Origin of the sequence: Streptomyces sp. B21-083, assembly GCF_036898825.1 — a bacterium.
Classification (GTDB): Bacteria; Actinomycetota; Actinomycetes; order Streptomycetales; family Streptomycetaceae; genus Streptomyces.
This window is the reverse complement of sequence record NZ_JARUND010000002.1, coordinates 4,446,991-4,462,765: the sequence shown is the minus strand read 5'-3', so window position 1 is coordinate 4,462,765 and position 15,775 is coordinate 4,446,991. Positions and strand designations below refer to the sequence as shown.

Here is a 15,775-nt window from a genome sequence, read left to right as displayed (position 1 = left end):
GTCCTCCCTCGCACAATCGTCTCGCGAGGCTTTCAATGCGGACAGAACCTGACCTAAAGCCCTCGTAACGTCATCGGTGTCAGGCAGCACGAACCGATGAAAGGCGGCCGGTCAATGGTCACTCATGTCCCCTCCGAAGCCCCCGGCGACGAGCGAGGAGCGCTTCTCTCGTTCATCGAGGAGCAGCGCGGCGGTATCCGGCGAGCCCTGCTGGGGCTGACGGACGAGCAGGCCGCCTCGCGTCCCAGTGCCAGCGAGCTGTCCCTCTCCGGGCTGCTCAAGCACGCCGCCGAGGTCGAGCAGGGCTGGATCGCGCGGGCCAAGGGCGAGGCGCCGGCCGTCAAGCGGGACCAGTCGAACTGGCACGAGTGTTTCGTGCTCGTCGAGGGCGAGACCGTCGCCTCGCAGCTCGCGCACTGGGAGAAGGTCGCCGCCGAGACCGAGGCGTTCCTGCGGTCCGTACCGAGCCTCGACGACACGTTCGATCTGCCGCCGGACCCCTGGTTCCCGCCGGAGGGACGGGTCTCCATGCGCTGGGTGGCCCTGCACCTGATCCGCGAGACGGCCCGGCACGCAGGTCACGCCGACATCGTCCGCGAGTCTCTCGACGGTGCGACCGCCTTCGAGCTGGTGGCCCGGGAGCGGGCCGTCTGACGCCCAGGTCCTAATCTGGACGGCATGTCAGCGATCCGTCTCCTCGTGCTCGGTGCGGTCCGTCAACACGGGCGGGCCCACGGCTATCAGGTGCGCAACGACCTGGAGTACTGGGGCGCGCACGAGTGGTCCAACGCAAAGCCCGGCTCGATCTACCACGCGCTCAAGCAGATGGCCAAGCAGGGCCTGCTGCTCGCGCACGAGATCGCTCCCTCCACGGCCGGCGGCCCGCCCCGCACGGAGTACGAGATCACCGACAAGGGCACCGCCGAGTTCCTGCGGCTGCTGCGCGAGGCTCTGACCTCGTACGACCAGCAGATGGACCTCAAGTCGGCGGCGATCGGCTTCGTCGTCGACCTGCCGCGTGACGAGGCTGTGACCCTCCTCAAGGAACGCACCCGGCGCATCGGCGAGTGGCGGGCCTCGGTCACCGAGAACTACGTCCCCGAGAACGGCCCCGAACAGCTCGGCCACATCGGCGAGATCATGAACCTCTGGATCCACACGGCCGACGCCGAGGCCGAGTGGACCCTGGGTCTGATCGCCCGGATCGAGGGCGGGGCGTACACGTTCGCCGGCGAGGGCGAACCGTTCGTCGGTGTCCTGGCCGAGGGCGAGGAGAACCCGTACGCGACGGGGGAGAAGCACCCCGAGGACGCTCACTAATCAAGTTTAACTAGCAAGGAGGGTTCTGTAGTCGACGCGGCGACACCGTCGAAGGCGCACACAAGAAGTACGGCGACGTACACGCACTGTCCGGACTCGACCTCCTGCTCGCCCGTGGCACGGTGCACGGTGCACGGCGTGCTCGGGCCGAACGGCGCGGGCAGGACGACTTTGGTCCGCATCCTGTCAACGCTGCTCAGGCCCGACGGCGGCCGGGTCGAGGTGGCCGGCCACGACGTGCTGACCGAGGCCCAGGCGGTCCGCTTCCGCATCGGCCTGCTCGGCTGGCACGCGGCACCCGACGAGGAGCTGAGCGGCCGGCAGAACCCGGAGCTGTTCGGCCGCCTCTACCACCTGGGCGCCCGCACGCACGCGTGCGGGCCGACGAACTCCTCGCCCGCTTCAATCCCGGCGGCGAACCGGGACACCTCTGGGCGGCCGTCGCCTGGCCGCTGGCCCTGCTGGCGGTCTTCTTCCCACTGGCGGTACGGAGGTTCGGCCGCCTGAGCCGGTAACACGGGGCTCTGGACTAGACGCCGGCCATAACGCTGCGGCCGGTCTCGTGCGCGTACAGGGTCGCCCGGTCGCGCAGGGAAGCGCCGACCGCCATCCGGGCGTCGCGCCGCCGCTGGGCCGGCCCGTCGGGCAGGTGCAGGAAGTCGGCGTTACCGCGCGAGGCCCGCTGGATCTCGGCGGTGCGCGGGACGCGCAGGGCCTCGTACCGGGCCAGCCGCTCGGCGACCGTGGAGTCCGACTCCTGCGTCAGGCAGGCCGCCAGGTCCATCGCGTCCTCGATCGCCTGGTTCGCGCCCTGGGCCATGAACGGCAGCATCGGGTGCGCGGCGTCCCCCAGCAGGGTGATGTGCGAGGTCGACCACTGGCGCAGCGGACCCCGGTCGTGCAGGGCCCACTGGTGCAGCACCTCGGCATTGCGCGCGATGTCCGGGACCAGCCCGGTCCAGCCGCCGAAGGCCCGTACCAGATCGGCCGGATCGGCCGGGGCCGACCAGGACTCGTGCGGAGCGTCCGCCATCGGGACGGTCGCGGCGAAGCTGATCTGCCGGCCGCCGTCGACGGGATAGCACACGAAGTGACCGCCCGGCCCGAGCCACAGCCGCACCAGGGCCTCGCGGGCCTCCGCCGGCAGCTTCTCCACCGGTACGAGACCGCGGTAGATGCCGAGTCCGGAGAACTCCGGGTCGTCCTTGCGCAGCACTTCGCGCACCGTGGAGTGGATGCCGTCCGCGCCCACCAGCACGCCCGCCGTGCGGACCGTACCGTCGGCGAAGGACAGCCTGGCACCGTCCGGCGCCTGCTCCACCGAGTCCAGCCGGCTCCTGAGCCTGACCCGGTCCCGGTCGCCCAACGACAGCAGGGCCTCGTGCAGGTGCGCCCGGTGGATGGTCCGGTACGGGGCCCCGTAGAGCCGCTCGCACTCCTCGCCCAGCGGTGTCCGGGAGATCGGGCGGCCGGTCCAGCCGCGCACCTCCATCGCCTCGATCCGCACGCCCCACTCGCTCAGCGCGGGTCCCAGGCCCAGACGGGCCAGCGGGCGCAAGGCGTTGGGGGAGAGCTGCACTCCCGCACCCACCTCGGCGAACCGGTCGGCTTGCTCGTACACCGTGTACGACGTGCCGGTCGCGGCCAGTGCGCCGGCGAGCGCAAGACCACCGATCCCGGCACCCACCACGGTGATCTGCCGTTCTTCCTCGGCGTTCTCGCCGACCTCCATGAACCGCACGTCTCCGACCGCCCTTCCTCTGCCACGATCTGCCGGCCTGTTCCGGCTTCGAGCTTCGGTGTCCCCCACCCCCGCGGCAATGCCGGGTCACCGGTGACCTGACAACTGTCGTGACTTCCGTGACCTCCGTCATCAGGACGCTCTGCGGAGCCGGTCCTACCGCTTGTCCGCCCCTAACGTCGGCAAAGCGCCCGGGAGTCCGTTCTGCGGGCGATACAACGACCCGGGAGGACCACAGTGAGGCATCCGGAGGAGCCGCAGTGACCGCGGTGGCCGTAGAGGGCCTGCGCAAGAAGTACGGCGACCACGAAGCGGTCCGAGGCGTGGACTTCACCGTGGAAGAGGGAGAGATCTTCGCCCTGCTCGGCCCGAACGGGGCGGGCAAGACCACCACGCTGGAGATCCTGGAAGGGTTCCGCCGACGTGACGAGGGCCGGGTGGAAGTACTCGGCCGCGACCCCGGCACCAAGGACGGCGGACGCTACCTGCGCGGGCAGATCGGCCTCGTGCTCCAGGACATCGCCGTCGAGCCCTACCTGTCCGTCCGCGAGACTGTGGCGCGCAACGCCGGCTACTACCCGGCCCCGCGCGACGTCGACGAGGTGATCGACCTGGTCGGCCTCGACGAGAAGCGCGGAGCCAAGGTCAAGGACCTGTCCGGCGGCCAGAAGCGCCGGCTCGACCTGGCGCTCGGCGTCATCGGCAACCCGCAGCTGCTGTTCCTGGACGAGCCGACCACCGGCTTCGACCCGAACGCCCGCCGCGGCGCCTGGGACGTCGTCCGCAACCTGCGCGACGCCGGCACCACCATCGTGCTGACCACCCACTACATGGACGAGGCCCAGGCGCTCGCCGACTCGGTCGTCGTCGTCGCGGCCGGGCAGGTCGTGGCCTCGGGCACCCCCGAGACCCTCGGCGGGCGCGACAACGCCCTCGCCCGGATCCGTTTCGCGCTGCCGCGCGGCGCCGTCGTCTCCGACGTGCCCGTCCCGGTCGCCGAGGTGGCCGAGGGCCTGGTCACGGCGGAGGTCGAAGAGCCCACCGCCGCCCTGTTCAAACTCACCGACTGGGCGCTGCGGCGCGGCACTCCGCTGGAGCGGCTGACCGTCGACCAGCCCACCCTCGAGGACGTCTACCTGGGCCTGACCCGCGAGCACGCGGTCCAGGGAGCCTCCGCGCCGTCCTCCGCCGGGACACGGCGCCGACCGAATCGGAGCCGATCATGACCACCCTGACCCCGACCACGACGACCCGTACCGGAGGCCGCCCGGCCGCCGCGAACGGCGAGCGGGGCTCACTCGCCCTGCTCTGGCACCAGATCCGCTTCGAGCAGCTGTCCTTCTGGCGCAACCCGCAGTCGATGGTGTTCACCTTCGTCCTGCCGATCGTCATCATCGGCATCTTCGGCGCCGTCTTCAGCGGCGGCGAGGGCGAGACGTTCTTCTTCGGCCTCTCGGGCATGCAGTACTACACCCCGGCCATCGCCGCGGTCTCGGTGCTCGGCGCCTGCTACGGCCAGCTCGCGATCGTGCTGGCCATGCGCCGCCAGACCGGCATCCTCAAGCGGCTGCACGCCACACCACTGCCCGCCTGGGTCTACTTCGCCGGACTCCTCGTGCACTGCGTGGTGGTCTCGGTGATCGACGTGGCGCTGGTCATCGGCATCGGCTCGCTGTACGGCGTGACATTGCCGACGGCCTGGGCGGTCGTCGCCATCACCCTGATCCTGGGCGCGGCGAGCTTCTGCGCGCTCGGCGTGGGCGTCGCCTCGCTCATCAAGAACTCCGAAGCCGCCCCGGCGGTGGTGCAGTTCATCCAGTTCCCGCTCGTCTTCATCTCGGGCAGCTACTTCCCGATCCACTCCGAGGTGCTGAACAACATCGCGGGCCTGCTGCCCGTCAAGCCGTTCAACGACGCGATGCTCGCACCGTTCACCGGTGACGGCAGCCTCCACTGGAAGGAACTGGCCGTCCTGGCGGCCTGGGGCGTCATCGGCGCCCTGATCGCGGTCCGCAGCTTCCGCTGGGACCCGCGCCCGGAGTAGTGCCGGCCGGGCGACTGCCCCGTACGGCGTGCACGTCCTCGGGGGGCCTCGACTGTGGGGCCCCCTCGACGTTTCGCGACCCCGTGACACCCCTCCCGGAAGGAACCCCCCTCATGTCCTCCTCCCTCTCCTCATCATCCGCCGCCACCGCCGCCGTTTCGCACCTCGACGAGCTGAGCGGCCTCTGGGACATCGACGCCGAAGCCAGCTCCGTGGAGTTCCGGGCCCGGCACTTCTTCCTTCTACCGGTCTCCGGCCGGATCCCGGTCGGCGCGGGCGCCGTACAGCTCGACGGGGGCGGCGCGCTGCGCGCCTTCGACATCAGCCTGAACGCCGCCGACTTCAACACCGGCAACCCCGGACGGGACCGCCAGGTCACCGGCGCCGGCTTCCTCGACGCCGCGCGCCACCCGGTCCTGCGCTTCACCGGCGACCGCCTGACCGGCGGCGCCACGGCCGGCTGGATCGTCGAGGGACGCCTCACGGTCAAGGGCAACAGCGTCCCGCTGACCATCGACGTGGACCCCGCGGGCATCGAGACCGCGAAGGGCGGCACGCGCGTCGTCGTACGGGCCACCGCGCAGGTGGACCGGCACGCGCTCGGCGTGAGCGCGATGCGGGGCATGGTCGGACCCCGGCTGAGCGTTCGCGTCACCGCCGTCTTCGTCCGCGGTCTGTGACGCGCGCCGTCCCGCACGCCGCCGGACGCCGAGGGCCCGGCCGGATCCTCCGGCCGGGCCCTCGGCGTCCGGTTTCGCGCTACGCGGTTTCGCGCTACGCGGTTTCGCGCTACGCGGTTTCGCGCTACGCGGTTTCGCGCGTAGCGGGTACGACCGGCTGCGCGCGGCCGTTCAGCCGACGGGCGCCAGGTGCGGGGCCGCACCCGTCGGCGCCGGGAAGGCGTTCGCCAGCCAGGCGTACGTGCGCAGCTCCTCCAGCATGCTCAGCCCCAGCCGGTTGTGCAGCATGTGCGTGTGCGAGGAAAGGATCATCCCCGGCGGTACCGGCGAGGCCGCCCGTACCGCGTCCACCAGCACCCCGGCCTCCTCGTGCCAGCCGCCGAACGGGCCGTGCGCCAGCGGGTCGACGGCGGAGCCGTCCCCGTTGCCCGCGATCGCGGTGACCGAATCCAGCACCTGGTCTCCGTACCCCGCCTGCGCCGCCCAGCCCCGCCAGGCCGCCAGGCCGTGCGCGTAGTACGAGGCCCGCTCGTCCGGGCCGCCGAGCGCAGAGGCAGCCGCCATCGTCCCCCGCAGGGCCAACTGCGCGCGGTGCGCCTTACCGCGGATCCGCGGCACCAGGGCCAGGACGAGTTCGCTCGACACCCGGAACATCCGCTCGCTCGCGGGCATCAGCGCCGGCCCCCCGTACCTGCCGTACTCCGGCTCGTACCGGGCCGCGTGCACGCCGGGCGGCAGCAGCGACTGCAGGGAACGGTTCTCCCCGCTCTCCCCGGCCGCCAGCACCCCCGCACCCGCCCGGAACGCCTCGGCGTCCAGCGGCTCCTCCTGCGGGGCGAGCCGACCCGCGTCGGCCAGCCGCGCCCCCAGGACCTTCTCGAATCCGGGGAGTTCGTCCGGCGCCAGACCCGCGACCCGCAGCCGCAGGTGCGGACCGCGCTGCCAGTAGCGGATGAAGAACCAGGCCCGGCCGTCCAGGTGCGCGACCGCCGGGCCGATGGCCTCGGTCACCACCCGGTCGTGCGCGGACCGGGCGGTGGTGCCCAGGTGCAGGTGCCAGGCCGTCCAGGCCGTCTGCTCGTTCGTCATGTGTGAGGTTCCCTTCACCGTCGCAGGTCGAGCAGCGCGCCGCCGGTCTCCTGCGGGACCCCCACGACCGCGGACAGGACGATGGTCTCGTCCTCCTCCAGGCCGAGGACACGCTGCGTGGGTATTTCCTTGAACGCCCTCACGGGCCGCGCGAACAGCCCCGAGGCCGCCGCCGACAGGCACAGCCCGTGCACCGCCCAGCCGGCCGCGTGCTGGGCCGCGCCCCAGCCACCCGGGCCCAGCCGCTCGAACAGCTCCCGGGGGCGCACCGAGAGGAACACCGACATCGGGGCGTTGCGGATCCCGCAGCCGTTGACGGGCGAAACCCCGTAGCCGTACTGCTCCTCCAGCCGTTCGGCGGCCGAGGCGTCCTCGCGCACCAGCCGGGCCGCGCCGCGGTCCGCCCGGTGCACCCCGTCGGCCGTGCCGTCGACCCCGTGCGTCACCACCGTGACCCGGATCCCCGCGAAGGCCGCCGCGAGGTCCGGTCCGGGCGGCGGTACGGACAGCCAGCGCAGCGCGCTGTCCAACGCCTCGGCCGGCACCCGCCTGCGCCGCCCGGTCATCCCGTGCAGGGCGCGCGGCATCCGGCCCGAGTGGCGCCGCCACAGCAGCTCCGCCCAGTCGGGCGCCACCGCCGAGCGGCCGAGCCCGGCCGGGATCGCCGCGGTCAGGGGGTGCGCCCGGCCGTCGTACCGCTGGCCGCGGTTGACCCGTACGAGGTCCGCCAGCGCGGGATCGCCCGCGGCCGGCGGGGCCGGCAGCGGGACGGCGTCCGTGCGGGCGGCCGGGGGTGTCCGCTCACCGCCCAGTTCCACGGTGAGCGGCAGGGACCACTCCCAGGGAGCCTCGAAGCCGAGCCCGGAGAGCAGCCCGTGCGCGTCCGGGCCGGGCAGCCGCAGCCGCGCGGGCACCCCGAAGAGTTCCAGGCCGATGCCGAGCGAGCGCAGCACCATGCCGAGTTCGATGGCGACGAGCGAGCCGCGGAACCACTTGTAGGCTGCCGGAACCGCCGTGTAGCGCCCGGTCAGCGCGATCCGCCGGGCCGGGCCGGGACCGGGCGCGCCGGTCAGCGCGTGCAGGTCGGGCTCCAGCAGTCGCCAGGGCCGCGGGCCGCCGCCGTCCACGAAGGCGTGGACGGGGAAGAGACAGCGCGCGGAGGCGTACGGGCGGTGGTCGTTGTACGGGTTCTCCGGCTCCCGGCGCTGCGGCCCGAAGGCCGTGACCAGCGCGTGCGCGAGCCGCTCGGCATCCACCGGACCCGCGCCGGCAGACCCGCCCGCAGGCCCGTCGGCCGTCGGCCGGTCCGGGTACCGCAGGGCGGAGAGCAGCCCGGTGGTGCCCAGCGGCAGCACCGTGCGGACCCCGTCCCCGGTCGGCGGCGCGGGCCGCACGTGCGTGTCAGGCGGGGCCTCGGGCGTCCAGGTCCAGTGGGGCGGCTCGGGCCGGTCAGCGCCGGCCCCGTACGCGTGCCAGAGCGGTTCGCGCGCGATCGAGTTGTCGCCCTCCGGGCCGGGCAGGTCGACCGGGCAGGGCCGCGGGGTGCGGAGCTCAGTCGTGGGCGTCATCAGCGGGCCTCCGAAAAAGAACGGGGCCGGGGCCCGAGGGGGGATCGGGCCCCGGCCCGGCCAGGGGTGGATACCGCGGCCGCTACGGGAAGGGGTGCGGGTCGTACGGGACCGGACGGCCATCCTGCGCCGTGCCGCGCAGCGCCGCCGTCAGCCGGGGCAGCCCCGTCAGCCGCTGCTGCGCGTGCCCGAAGCACATCGGGAGGATCCCGGGCACCACCGAACGCGCCACGTGGATACCCGCGTCCGCGTGCTCGCGGCTCGTCTGGTCGACCACCACGATCTGCTCCAGACCGGCCTGCGCGAACAGGCCCCGGACGAAGTCCAGCGCCCCCCGCACGTCGCCGCCCGACGCCACGGTCAGCTTCTGCGGCCAGCCCGGGAACGCCTCCTCCAGGCTCACCCGGGGACCGCCGAGCCCGGCGGTCGCCCGCTCCCGCATCTGTGGCAGCGAGTAGAGACGTACGTGGTCCTCCAGCTCCTGGACCTGCCACGGATCGTCGATCATCGGCTCGACCTGCGCACGGGTCCAGTCGATCGGGTTGGTCACCAGCTGCGCCACCTCGCGCAGCGCCCCGCGGATCGCGGACTGCGGATCGGCGCCCGAACCGGCCGAGGAGAAGGTCGCCGGGAAGGGGTTCTCCCGGTTGACGGCCAGCACCCACACCACCGGCAGGGCGATGTCCTGGGTGACGACCAGCAGGTTCACGTCGAACCCGCGGGCCTCGATCAGCTCGATCATGGCCCGGCTGGTGGGGTCGGTTATCGAGGACGACGGAATGTACGGCAGGGGGGCCGCCCGGTACCACGACAGCAGGAACGCGTCCCGCTCCGCCAGCTCAAACAGCGAGTGCAGAGCCGCTTCTTCGAGGTTCGCGCCGACCGCGCAGCCGCTGGAGGACTCGTAGAAGTAGTGCTCGCGCCCGTGGGGACCGGCTGCGCGCGCGGCCCGCCGGTCCCGCCGGAACGCGTACTCGTACTGGTAGAAGGCGTGGTCCGCCGGCACCAGCAGGGGACGGCCGTCCGCCAGGTCGTGGCCCCACACCCAGTCCATCGGGGTGTCCTCGGTGAACGGCGTCACCCGTGAGGTGGGATGGGCCAACTGCTCGGCCGTGTAGTGGCCCAGCCCCGCCGGATCGACGGCCCGCCCGCCCAGTTCCCGGTACGACCGGCCCGTCAGGACCGGGATGTCGTATGGGAAACCACCGAGCCGCTCGTAGGCCTCCAGCACCGCGACCGGCTCGGTCTCGGCGAAGATCTGCGCCCGGCCGTGCCCCATCGCAGGGGCGTCCGGCACCACGGCCATGCTCATCGCGAAGGGTGCGTGGCACTCGCGCAGGATCGCCCGCACCGGCCCGAAGCGGTCGTCGACCAGCCGCTCGCGCAGCATGCCGCGCTCGACCAGCCGGCTCTCCGCCGACCGGGTCGGATCACCCGCGGAGGCCGGACGGGACCGCAGCGCCAGCGGCAACGGCTCCGCGGAACCGTCCAGTCCGGCCGCCGTCGGCCCGCACACGGGGCAGTGGAAGCTGCGGGCGATCCGGCGGCGCCGGTTGCCCGCCGCCGATACGACGTACAACTCGCCCGGGGCCAGGGGCCGCCGTGCCAGGTGCTCCAGGGTCGCCCGGAGCAGTTCGGGCAGCAGCGGTGCGGCGGCCCGCGGGGCGGCGGTCGCCCGGCCGAGGTCGCCGACCAGCGGGTGGTCGAGGATCGTGCGCTCACGGACCTCGGCGCAGCCCGCGCAGCCACCGCCGTCCGGGTCGCCGGGCCGCCACAGCGGTCCGACGAGGACCTCGTCGGCGAACACCCGGACCGACAGCACGTCCGTGCCGTAACCGGCGGCCCGCGCGACGTGCTCCCGCTCCCAGTCCAGGTCCCAGCCGCGGTTGACGGCGACCGGCGCACCCGTGGCCTCGGCCAGCGCCGTCAGGACCGTGCGCCAGTCCCCGTCCGGGGCGTCGTAGGCGCGGTCCGTACCGGGGCCGAAGACGGCGGGTCCCTCCAGGGTGGTTTCAGCCGGCATCGCGAGCCTCCTGCGGGGGTGTGCCGGTCACGGCCTCGACCGGGCCGTGCCAGAGAGGGAGCGGACCGAGCACCGGGTCGGTGCGTACGGCCCGGCCGCGGTAACCGGTACCGGCCTGTGCGGCGCGGGCGGTGAGCTGCTTGCGCAGCCGCCCGAGTACCGTGCTGTCCGCGAACAGCAGCGCGTCGGTGGAGAGTTCGGCGACACTTCCGAAGCCGGTCGCCTGAACCCGGGCGAGCGCCGTGCACAGGGCCGTACGGACGGCCTCCTCGGGGGTGGCGCCCCAGCCGCGGCCCAGCGGCACACCGCCCAGGGTCACCCGGGCCAGGCGCCAGTCCAGCCCGGGAAGCCGCAGCGACGCCACCTCGGGATCGCGCCCGGCGGCCAGCAGGCCCGCCAGGATCCGCGCGCCCTCCGCGTCGGTGGGCGCCTCGGCCTCCTGCTCCATCGCCGGGTCGCCGGCGAGGATGCGCAGGACACCGTCGAGCAGCCAGTGCTCCTCGGTGAGACCGGCCGCGGGCGTGCCGGGCCGGGGGGATCGGGCGCGCAGAGCCGCCAGCGCGGCGGCCACGGTCGCGGTCTCCTGGTGCGCGGCCCAGCCCACCAGCGCGCCGCTCTGCCCGGCGCGGTGCTCCGCCGCCCGCAGCGCGAGCGGCATCTGCGGCAGGTCCTCGCCCGCCGCGGAGGCGAACAGCCCGGTCCAGCGGCGCGCGACGGCCCGGACGGCCTCCAGGGCCTCCTCGGCATCGGGCACGGGCTCGGCGGAGGCGTCATCCAGGGTGCTCGGCCGGCCGGCCGGGGCCGCCGGGTGCGGGGCCCCGCCGATGTCCACCGGTTCGGTGGCCAGATCGGCGCCGTACACGACGTGGCCCGTACCGGGCTCGGCCGTGCCGGTCAGGGTGTCGAACAGCAACAGCCCCGCCAGCGCCCCCGCGAGGGCGTCCGCGACCGGCCGCGGGGCCGGCTCGGTGGCCTCCGCTTCGGCCCAGGCCAGCGCCCGGTCCCGGAAGGCGGCCCAGACCAGGTCCCGGCCGCCGCCGGTCAGCGCCGGCCCGGTCAGGGCGACCCGGCCGCCCAGCGCGACAGTGAGGAGGGGGACGCCGTCCGGAATGGCTGCCGGGTGCTGCGTCACCCCCGTGGTCATCTCCGCGACCGCGTCGAGGCCTTCGTACACGGCCTCCCGGCCGCCCTCGTCACCGGCTGCGCGCGCGGCTTCGTACGCGGCCAGCGAAGCGGTCTCGATCACCTCGCCCGCCCCGGCCCGGCGCAGCCCGCGGGCCGCCGGACCGGTCGCCTCGGGCGGCCCCGCCAGCAGCACCCGCGCCGCCCGGAGCCGGGCGAAGGCCGCGTAGGGGTCGTCCAGCGCCGACTCCAGCCGGGCCAGTGCCTCCGGGAAGCGTTCCCGCAGCTCCGCCCCGGGAGCCGGGACGGAGAAGAGCGCGGGGTCGAGCAGCATGCCGCCCTCGCGCATCTTCGCGATCAGGTGCCGTACAGCCGGCCGGGACTTGTCGGTGCCGATCGCGGCGACCAGCTCGTCCTCGGTGGCGCCGGACTCCAGCAGCGGCATGCAGCCCTCGGTCACGGCGTACAGCAGCTCCGAACCGCTCAGCACGAACCGGCCGCGCGGACCGCTGACGTACACGCCGTTCGGCACGGGCGCGAAGTGCAGGTCCGGCCGGGCGACGATGGTGTGCTCGGGTGTGGTTGTCACTGCTCCCCCTCGGGGCCCTGGTAGGTGAACCGGCCTCCGGGCTCGCGGCCGACCTCGACCACCCACTCGGTGGCATGAGTGCCGTCCTGCACCCCCGGCAGCGCCTCTTCGAGGTAGCAGCCGTTCGTCCCGCGCCGCTCCAGCATCCGCGGCAGCACCCGGGTGCCGAGCGCGCTCGCCAGGTCGGCGTACTGGGGCTTCTGCTGGAGCCGCTTGGACTGCACATCGGGGGCGCCCACCGACAGCGGGCCCTCGTCCTCCGGCGCGTTCTTGATGACGACCTCCTCCGGTACCCCGTACCGGGCCCGCCAGGCGGTGAGGGCCAGCAGCCGCTCGTGCTCGTCGGGACCGGAGGCAACCGCGGCGTCCAGCTCCTCGCCGCCGTACCAGCGGCGCCGGCCGATCAGTACGTTGCCCACCGCCATCCGGGGCGCGACGCGGGTGGCCGAACGGTCCCAGGGGGTGACCGCGTGCCAGCTGTTGGGCAGCGAGTTGAACAGCCGCCCGCTGATGACCAGTCCGGAGGCCACCGACAGCGGAGGCGGGAACAGCCCGGGGTGTCCGGTGCCGAGCGGCAGCACCCGCGTCGGCCGGCCCTCGGGGTCCTCCACCCGCAGGGTGTCGGTGTCCGCGTCGTGGACCAGGCGCAGCGAGAACCAGTCCTCGGGGCGCAGGCCGCCCGGCAGGATCGGCGCGTGCGCGTTGACGTTGAGCCGGTGCAGTCCCAGGTCCTCGGTGACCCGGGCGCCGTCGGCGCCGTAGGTGCGCTGGAGCCGCTCCGCGAGCAGCGGCAGGGCCCGGCCGCCGAGGCGGCGGTCGGCGTCGAGGAAGCGGGCGTAGAGCATGCCGTGGCCGGGCAGGCCGTCGTTGAGGATCAGGTGCCCGTCGGACTGCTGGAGCAGTACCCCGTAGACAAGCCGGTCCTGGCGGAACCGCTCGGGCAGCGCCGCGGTCAGCTCGCGCACCTCGGCGGGGGAGAAGGCCAGGGTGTCCGTACCCTCGTCCGCCGTCTTCGAGATCCGTGCGTGCACCGCTGCGGTCAGCTCCTGGCGCAGCAGGTACATGCGCTCCAGCGAGCCGTCGGCGGGGCCGATGCCCTTGAGCCCGGACGGATCGCCCGTGCCGTGCGGCCCGTACACCGCGTCCATCGCGGCGGCCCGGCGGGAGACCTCGCCGACCACGAAGGCGGCGTTCGCGGCCAGCGGCACGTTGGCGCCGGCCCCGAACCGCTCGACGAACGCGGCCGTCATCAGGACGCGTACGTCGTGCAGCCAGTCGAAGACGGTGAGCAGTTCCACGGCCGGCCCGAGGTCCGCCAGCTGCGCGTGCCAGCGCTCCGTCGCCACCTTCAGCGGCGGCATGACGAAGTCCTCCTCGACGGTGATCTGCGAGGGCCGGCCGGCGATGTGACTGAGCCGGGCCAGCGAGCCGCGCAGTTCGCCGAGGATGGCGCCGCGCTCCCCGGCCGGGGCGGCGGCCAGCTTCGGCAGGCCCGCGCGCACCTCGGCGGCGGTCTCGGCCGCCCGCGGATCGGCGGGCGTCAGCAGCTCCTCGTAGTCCCCGTTGCCGTCCTCGGCCTCGTTGAAGGTGCACAGCAGGCCCTGGCCCACGGCCTGGCGCACCCGCGCCTCGGCCTCGGCCGGGGCCCAGCCGGAGCGCTCCGCGACGTGGGCGACGACCGCGGGGAAGAGCCGCGGGCCCATCGAGACCGCGTCCAGCAGGTGCCCGGCGGGTCCGTCCAGCGGGACGGCCATGCGCCGCATGCCCTCGGGGACAAGTTTGAGGAAGAACAGCTTGCCGCTCTCGGGGTCGGGCGCCGACGTGGGCGGCAGCCCGATCCACTTGTCGTCCAGGTCGGACAGTTCGGCCTGCGGGAGACCGCCGAGGACGTAGCCGAGCATGACGCGGTCCAGGCCCGCGAAGGCCACTGCGCCGGTGAACGGCACGTCGTCGGGCGCGACACCGGCCGGGTCGGGCTCCGCGATGCCGACCGCCGTGAAGCGGGAGAGCGGGCTCGTGCGGACCATCGCCCGCGTCACGTACTGGATGAGGCCGCGTTCCGACTTGCGGGTCTTGGAGGTCACCGGGCCGGTGGCCGCCACCGCCGTGCGGTAGCGCTCCGCCTCGTGGTGGACCTCGGGCGCCACCAGCGCCAGTGAACGCAGCAGGTCCGGGTCGGCGAGCAGCCCGGCCAGACCGGCCCGTTCGCGCTTGGCGGCCTCGGGGTAGCCGGCCACGAGCTCGGCGCGCAGCCGCTCGTGCCGCGCCTGGGCGGCCAGCCAGCGCGTCATGACGGGGGTCGGGGCGGGAGGCGGAGTCTTGGGAGCGCGTCCCGCCAGGACCGTACGGCGCAGCGAGACCAGCTCGCGCCGCTCGGGTCCCTCCACGGTGCCGATGCGCTCGTACAGCTCGTCGGAGCACGCGGTGGTCGCCGCGGCCAGTTCGGTGTGGGCCCCGGCGTACTCGGCGAGCAGGGCTCGCTGGGCCGGGTCGCCGATGCGGGCGCGGCGCAGGGGGTTGACGCGGAGGAACCAGAGCGGCTCCTTCAGGGGCTCGGTCATCTGGAGGCTCCGGATTCTGTGAGGGCGCTGTCGCCCCGGCCACTGCGGTCCTGCTGCTCCCGCAGCCGCTCCTGCCAGGAAACGCCGAGCACGTCGTCCATCGTCTCGGCGATGGCGAAGCACATGTAGTAGCGCTGCATGGGGGAGACGGTCAGCAGGGGCAGTTGCTCGTAGAAGAGGTTGGTCAGCAGGCGGAAGGCGGCGAACCACTTCGACGGGTCGGCCACCACCCCCGACTTGCCGACGGTCCGATGGAAGTCGCTGTCTGGCTGCGCCCCCTGCGGGACGGTGCGGACGGCTCCGGGCGGACCCATCTCGCTCTTGTCCACGCCCGCGGTGGCGGAGTCGAGCATGTCGAGGGTCAAGGTGCCCGCGGCGACCGCGTTCTCCAGCGCGCCCGCGCAGTAGGCGAAGGCGGTGCGCCACTCGGAGGCGGCGGGCGAGACCTCGCCCGACACCCGTTGTTCCACCACGGTGCGCAGCCGCCGCACGTCCCGCGCGTAGCGCTCCTTGAACACGGGCCGCACGTCCTTGGTGGGCGCCGCCCAGGCCAGGAAGGCCTCGACGTGGGAGCGAGGGGAGAAGACCCCGTACGCCGGTCCGAGCGCGTGGGTGTCGGCCAGCGCGGTGAACGCCTCCGCGAGTCGTACGGTGGCGCAGGCGGGGTCGGCGGCGATGGCCTCGATCATGCCCATCAGGGGTTTGGCGAGAGCGCCGGCGACAACGGTACGGAAAGGATCCAGACGCGGTTCGGCACTGTTCCCGGCGGTCGGCGTGACCCGCTCGACGGCGCCGTGCTCGTGCAACGGGAGGTACGGCGGAGGGACTGCTTCCAGACGGCCGAATTCACGTGCCTGGACGAGGTATTGCTCCTCGGTCAGCGCCCGCGACGGGTCGAGCGGTCCGGCATTCAGCCGGGCCGCGACCGCTGCCCAGTCGGGCCCGGGAACCCCCGGCACCGACAGCGCGAGAATGTCGACGTACGGCCCGTGCAGCCAGCCTCGGCGCAACTGCACGGCAGGCGCCCCTTGCGCGGTC

The 15,775-nt window shown here is 73.8% G+C and carries 12 protein-coding genes and 2 pseudogenes; 7 read left to right on the top strand and 7 right to left on the bottom strand.

The window, feature by feature from the left end; translation table 11 throughout:
• Positions 1-114: 114 nt before the first annotated feature.
• The 4 genes and pseudogenes from QA861_RS44080 to QA861_RS44065 all read left to right on the top strand — a co-directional run.
• A complete protein-coding gene (locus tag QA861_RS44080) occupies positions 115-654 on the top strand; it encodes a DinB family protein (RefSeq protein ID WP_334594570.1) in 540 nt (179 codons plus the stop codon).
• 24 nt (positions 655-678) lie between these two features.
• Positions 679-1,320 carry a PadR family transcriptional regulator gene (locus QA861_RS44075; protein ID WP_334594569.1) on the top strand — a complete coding sequence of 214 codons (642 nt, stop codon included), beginning with the start codon at positions 679-681 and terminating at the stop codon, positions 1,318-1,320.
• Between the two features lie 86 nt (positions 1,321-1,406).
• Positions 1,407-1,724: pseudogene (locus tag QA861_RS44070) on the top strand (ATP-binding cassette domain-containing protein); the annotation flags it as partial.
• Positions 1,725-1,727: 3 nt separating this feature from the next.
• Positions 1,728-1,835 (top strand): annotated as a pseudogene (locus tag QA861_RS44065) (ABC transporter permease); the annotation flags it as partial.
• A gap of 14 nt (positions 1,836-1,849) precedes the next feature.
• Here the strand turns inward: QA861_RS44065 and QA861_RS44060 are convergent.
• Positions 1,850-3,052, bottom strand: a complete 1,203-nt coding sequence (locus QA861_RS44060) for an FAD-dependent monooxygenase (RefSeq protein WP_334595043.1) — start codon at positions 3,050-3,052, stop codon at positions 1,850-1,852.
• A gap of 269 nt (positions 3,053-3,321) precedes the next feature.
• On the opposite strand from QA861_RS44060, the gene QA861_RS44055 reads away from it, so the two are divergent.
• From QA861_RS44055 to QA861_RS44045, 3 genes are all read left to right on the top strand, one after another.
• Positions 3,322-4,287, top strand: coding sequence for an ABC transporter ATP-binding protein (locus QA861_RS44055; RefSeq protein ID WP_334594568.1), 966 nt, complete (start codon positions 3,322-3,324; stop codon positions 4,285-4,287).
• The gene (locus QA861_RS44050) at positions 4,284-5,105 is read left to right on the top strand and encodes an ABC transporter permease (RefSeq protein ID WP_334594567.1); all 822 of its coding nucleotides are present in this window, start codon (positions 4,284-4,286) and stop codon (positions 5,103-5,105) included. Before QA861_RS44055 ends, QA861_RS44050 begins: the two co-directional genes overlap by 4 nt.
• Before the next feature lie 113 nt (positions 5,106-5,218).
• On the top strand, positions 5,219-5,785 hold the full coding sequence (locus QA861_RS44045) for a YceI family protein (RefSeq protein ID WP_334594566.1): 567 nt from the start codon (positions 5,219-5,221) through the stop codon (positions 5,783-5,785).
• A gap of 171 nt (positions 5,786-5,956) precedes the next feature.
• Here the strand turns inward: QA861_RS44045 and QA861_RS44040 are convergent, their stop codons facing one another.
• From QA861_RS44040 to QA861_RS44015, 6 genes are all read right to left on the bottom strand, one after another.
• A complete protein-coding gene (locus QA861_RS44040) occupies positions 5,957-6,874 on the bottom strand; it encodes a thiopeptide-type bacteriocin biosynthesis protein (RefSeq protein ID WP_334594565.1) in 918 nt (305 codons plus the stop codon).
• 14 nt (positions 6,875-6,888) lie between these two features.
• On the bottom strand, positions 6,889-8,442 hold the full coding sequence (locus QA861_RS44035; RefSeq protein WP_334594564.1) for a nitroreductase family protein: 1,554 nt from the start codon (positions 8,440-8,442) through the stop codon (positions 6,889-6,891).
• A gap of 82 nt (positions 8,443-8,524) precedes the next feature.
• Entirely contained in the window at positions 8,525-10,465 is a 1,941-nt protein-coding gene (locus QA861_RS44030; RefSeq protein WP_334594563.1) for a TOMM precursor leader peptide-binding protein, read from the bottom strand.
• On the bottom strand, positions 10,455-12,176 hold the full coding sequence (locus QA861_RS44025) for a hypothetical protein (protein WP_334594562.1): 1,722 nt from the start codon (positions 12,174-12,176) through the stop codon (positions 10,455-10,457). The genes QA861_RS44030 and QA861_RS44025 overlap by 11 nt, the downstream gene beginning before the upstream one ends.
• The gene (locus QA861_RS44020) at positions 12,173-14,737 is read right to left on the bottom strand and encodes a lantibiotic dehydratase family protein (RefSeq protein ID WP_334594561.1); all 2,565 of its coding nucleotides are present in this window, start codon (positions 14,735-14,737) and stop codon (positions 12,173-12,175) included. The genes QA861_RS44025 and QA861_RS44020 overlap by 4 nt, the downstream gene beginning before the upstream one ends.
• Entirely contained in the window at positions 14,734-15,753 is a 1,020-nt protein-coding gene (locus tag QA861_RS44015) for a hypothetical protein (protein ID WP_334594560.1), read from the bottom strand. The genes QA861_RS44020 and QA861_RS44015 overlap by 4 nt, the downstream gene beginning before the upstream one ends.
• Positions 15,754-15,775: the final 22 nt, after the last annotated feature.

What these genes read in the sequence shown, in the direction of transcription:
- QA861_RS44045 (WP_334594566.1), top strand. Translation starts at nt 5,219, where the DNA reads ATGTCCTCCTCCCTCTCCTCATCATCCGCCGCCACCGCCGCCGTTTCG.
- QA861_RS44030 (WP_334594563.1), bottom strand. Translation starts at nt 10,465, where the DNA reads ATGCCGGCTGAAACCACCCTGGAGGGACCCGCCGTCTTCGGCCCCGGT.
- QA861_RS44040 (WP_334594565.1), bottom strand. Translation starts at nt 6,874, where the DNA reads ATGACGAACGAGCAGACGGCCTGGACGGCCTGGCACCTGCACCTGGGC.
- QA861_RS44075 (WP_334594569.1), top strand. Translation starts at nt 679, where the DNA reads ATGTCAGCGATCCGTCTCCTCGTGCTCGGTGCGGTCCGTCAACACGGG.
- QA861_RS44060 (WP_334595043.1), bottom strand. Translation starts at nt 3,052, where the DNA reads ATGGAGGTCGGCGAGAACGCCGAGGAAGAACGGCAGATCACCGTGGTG.
- QA861_RS44035 (WP_334594564.1), bottom strand. Translation starts at nt 8,442, where the DNA reads ATGACGCCCACGACTGAGCTCCGCACCCCGCGGCCCTGCCCGGTCGAC.
- QA861_RS44050 (WP_334594567.1), top strand. Translation starts at nt 4,284, where the DNA reads ATGACCACCCTGACCCCGACCACGACGACCCGTACCGGAGGCCGCCCG.
- QA861_RS44020 (WP_334594561.1), bottom strand. Translation starts at nt 14,737, where the DNA reads ATGACCGAGCCCCTGAAGGAGCCGCTCTGGTTCCTCCGCGTCAACCCC.
- QA861_RS44080 (WP_334594570.1), top strand. Translation starts at nt 115, where the DNA reads ATGGTCACTCATGTCCCCTCCGAAGCCCCCGGCGACGAGCGAGGAGCG.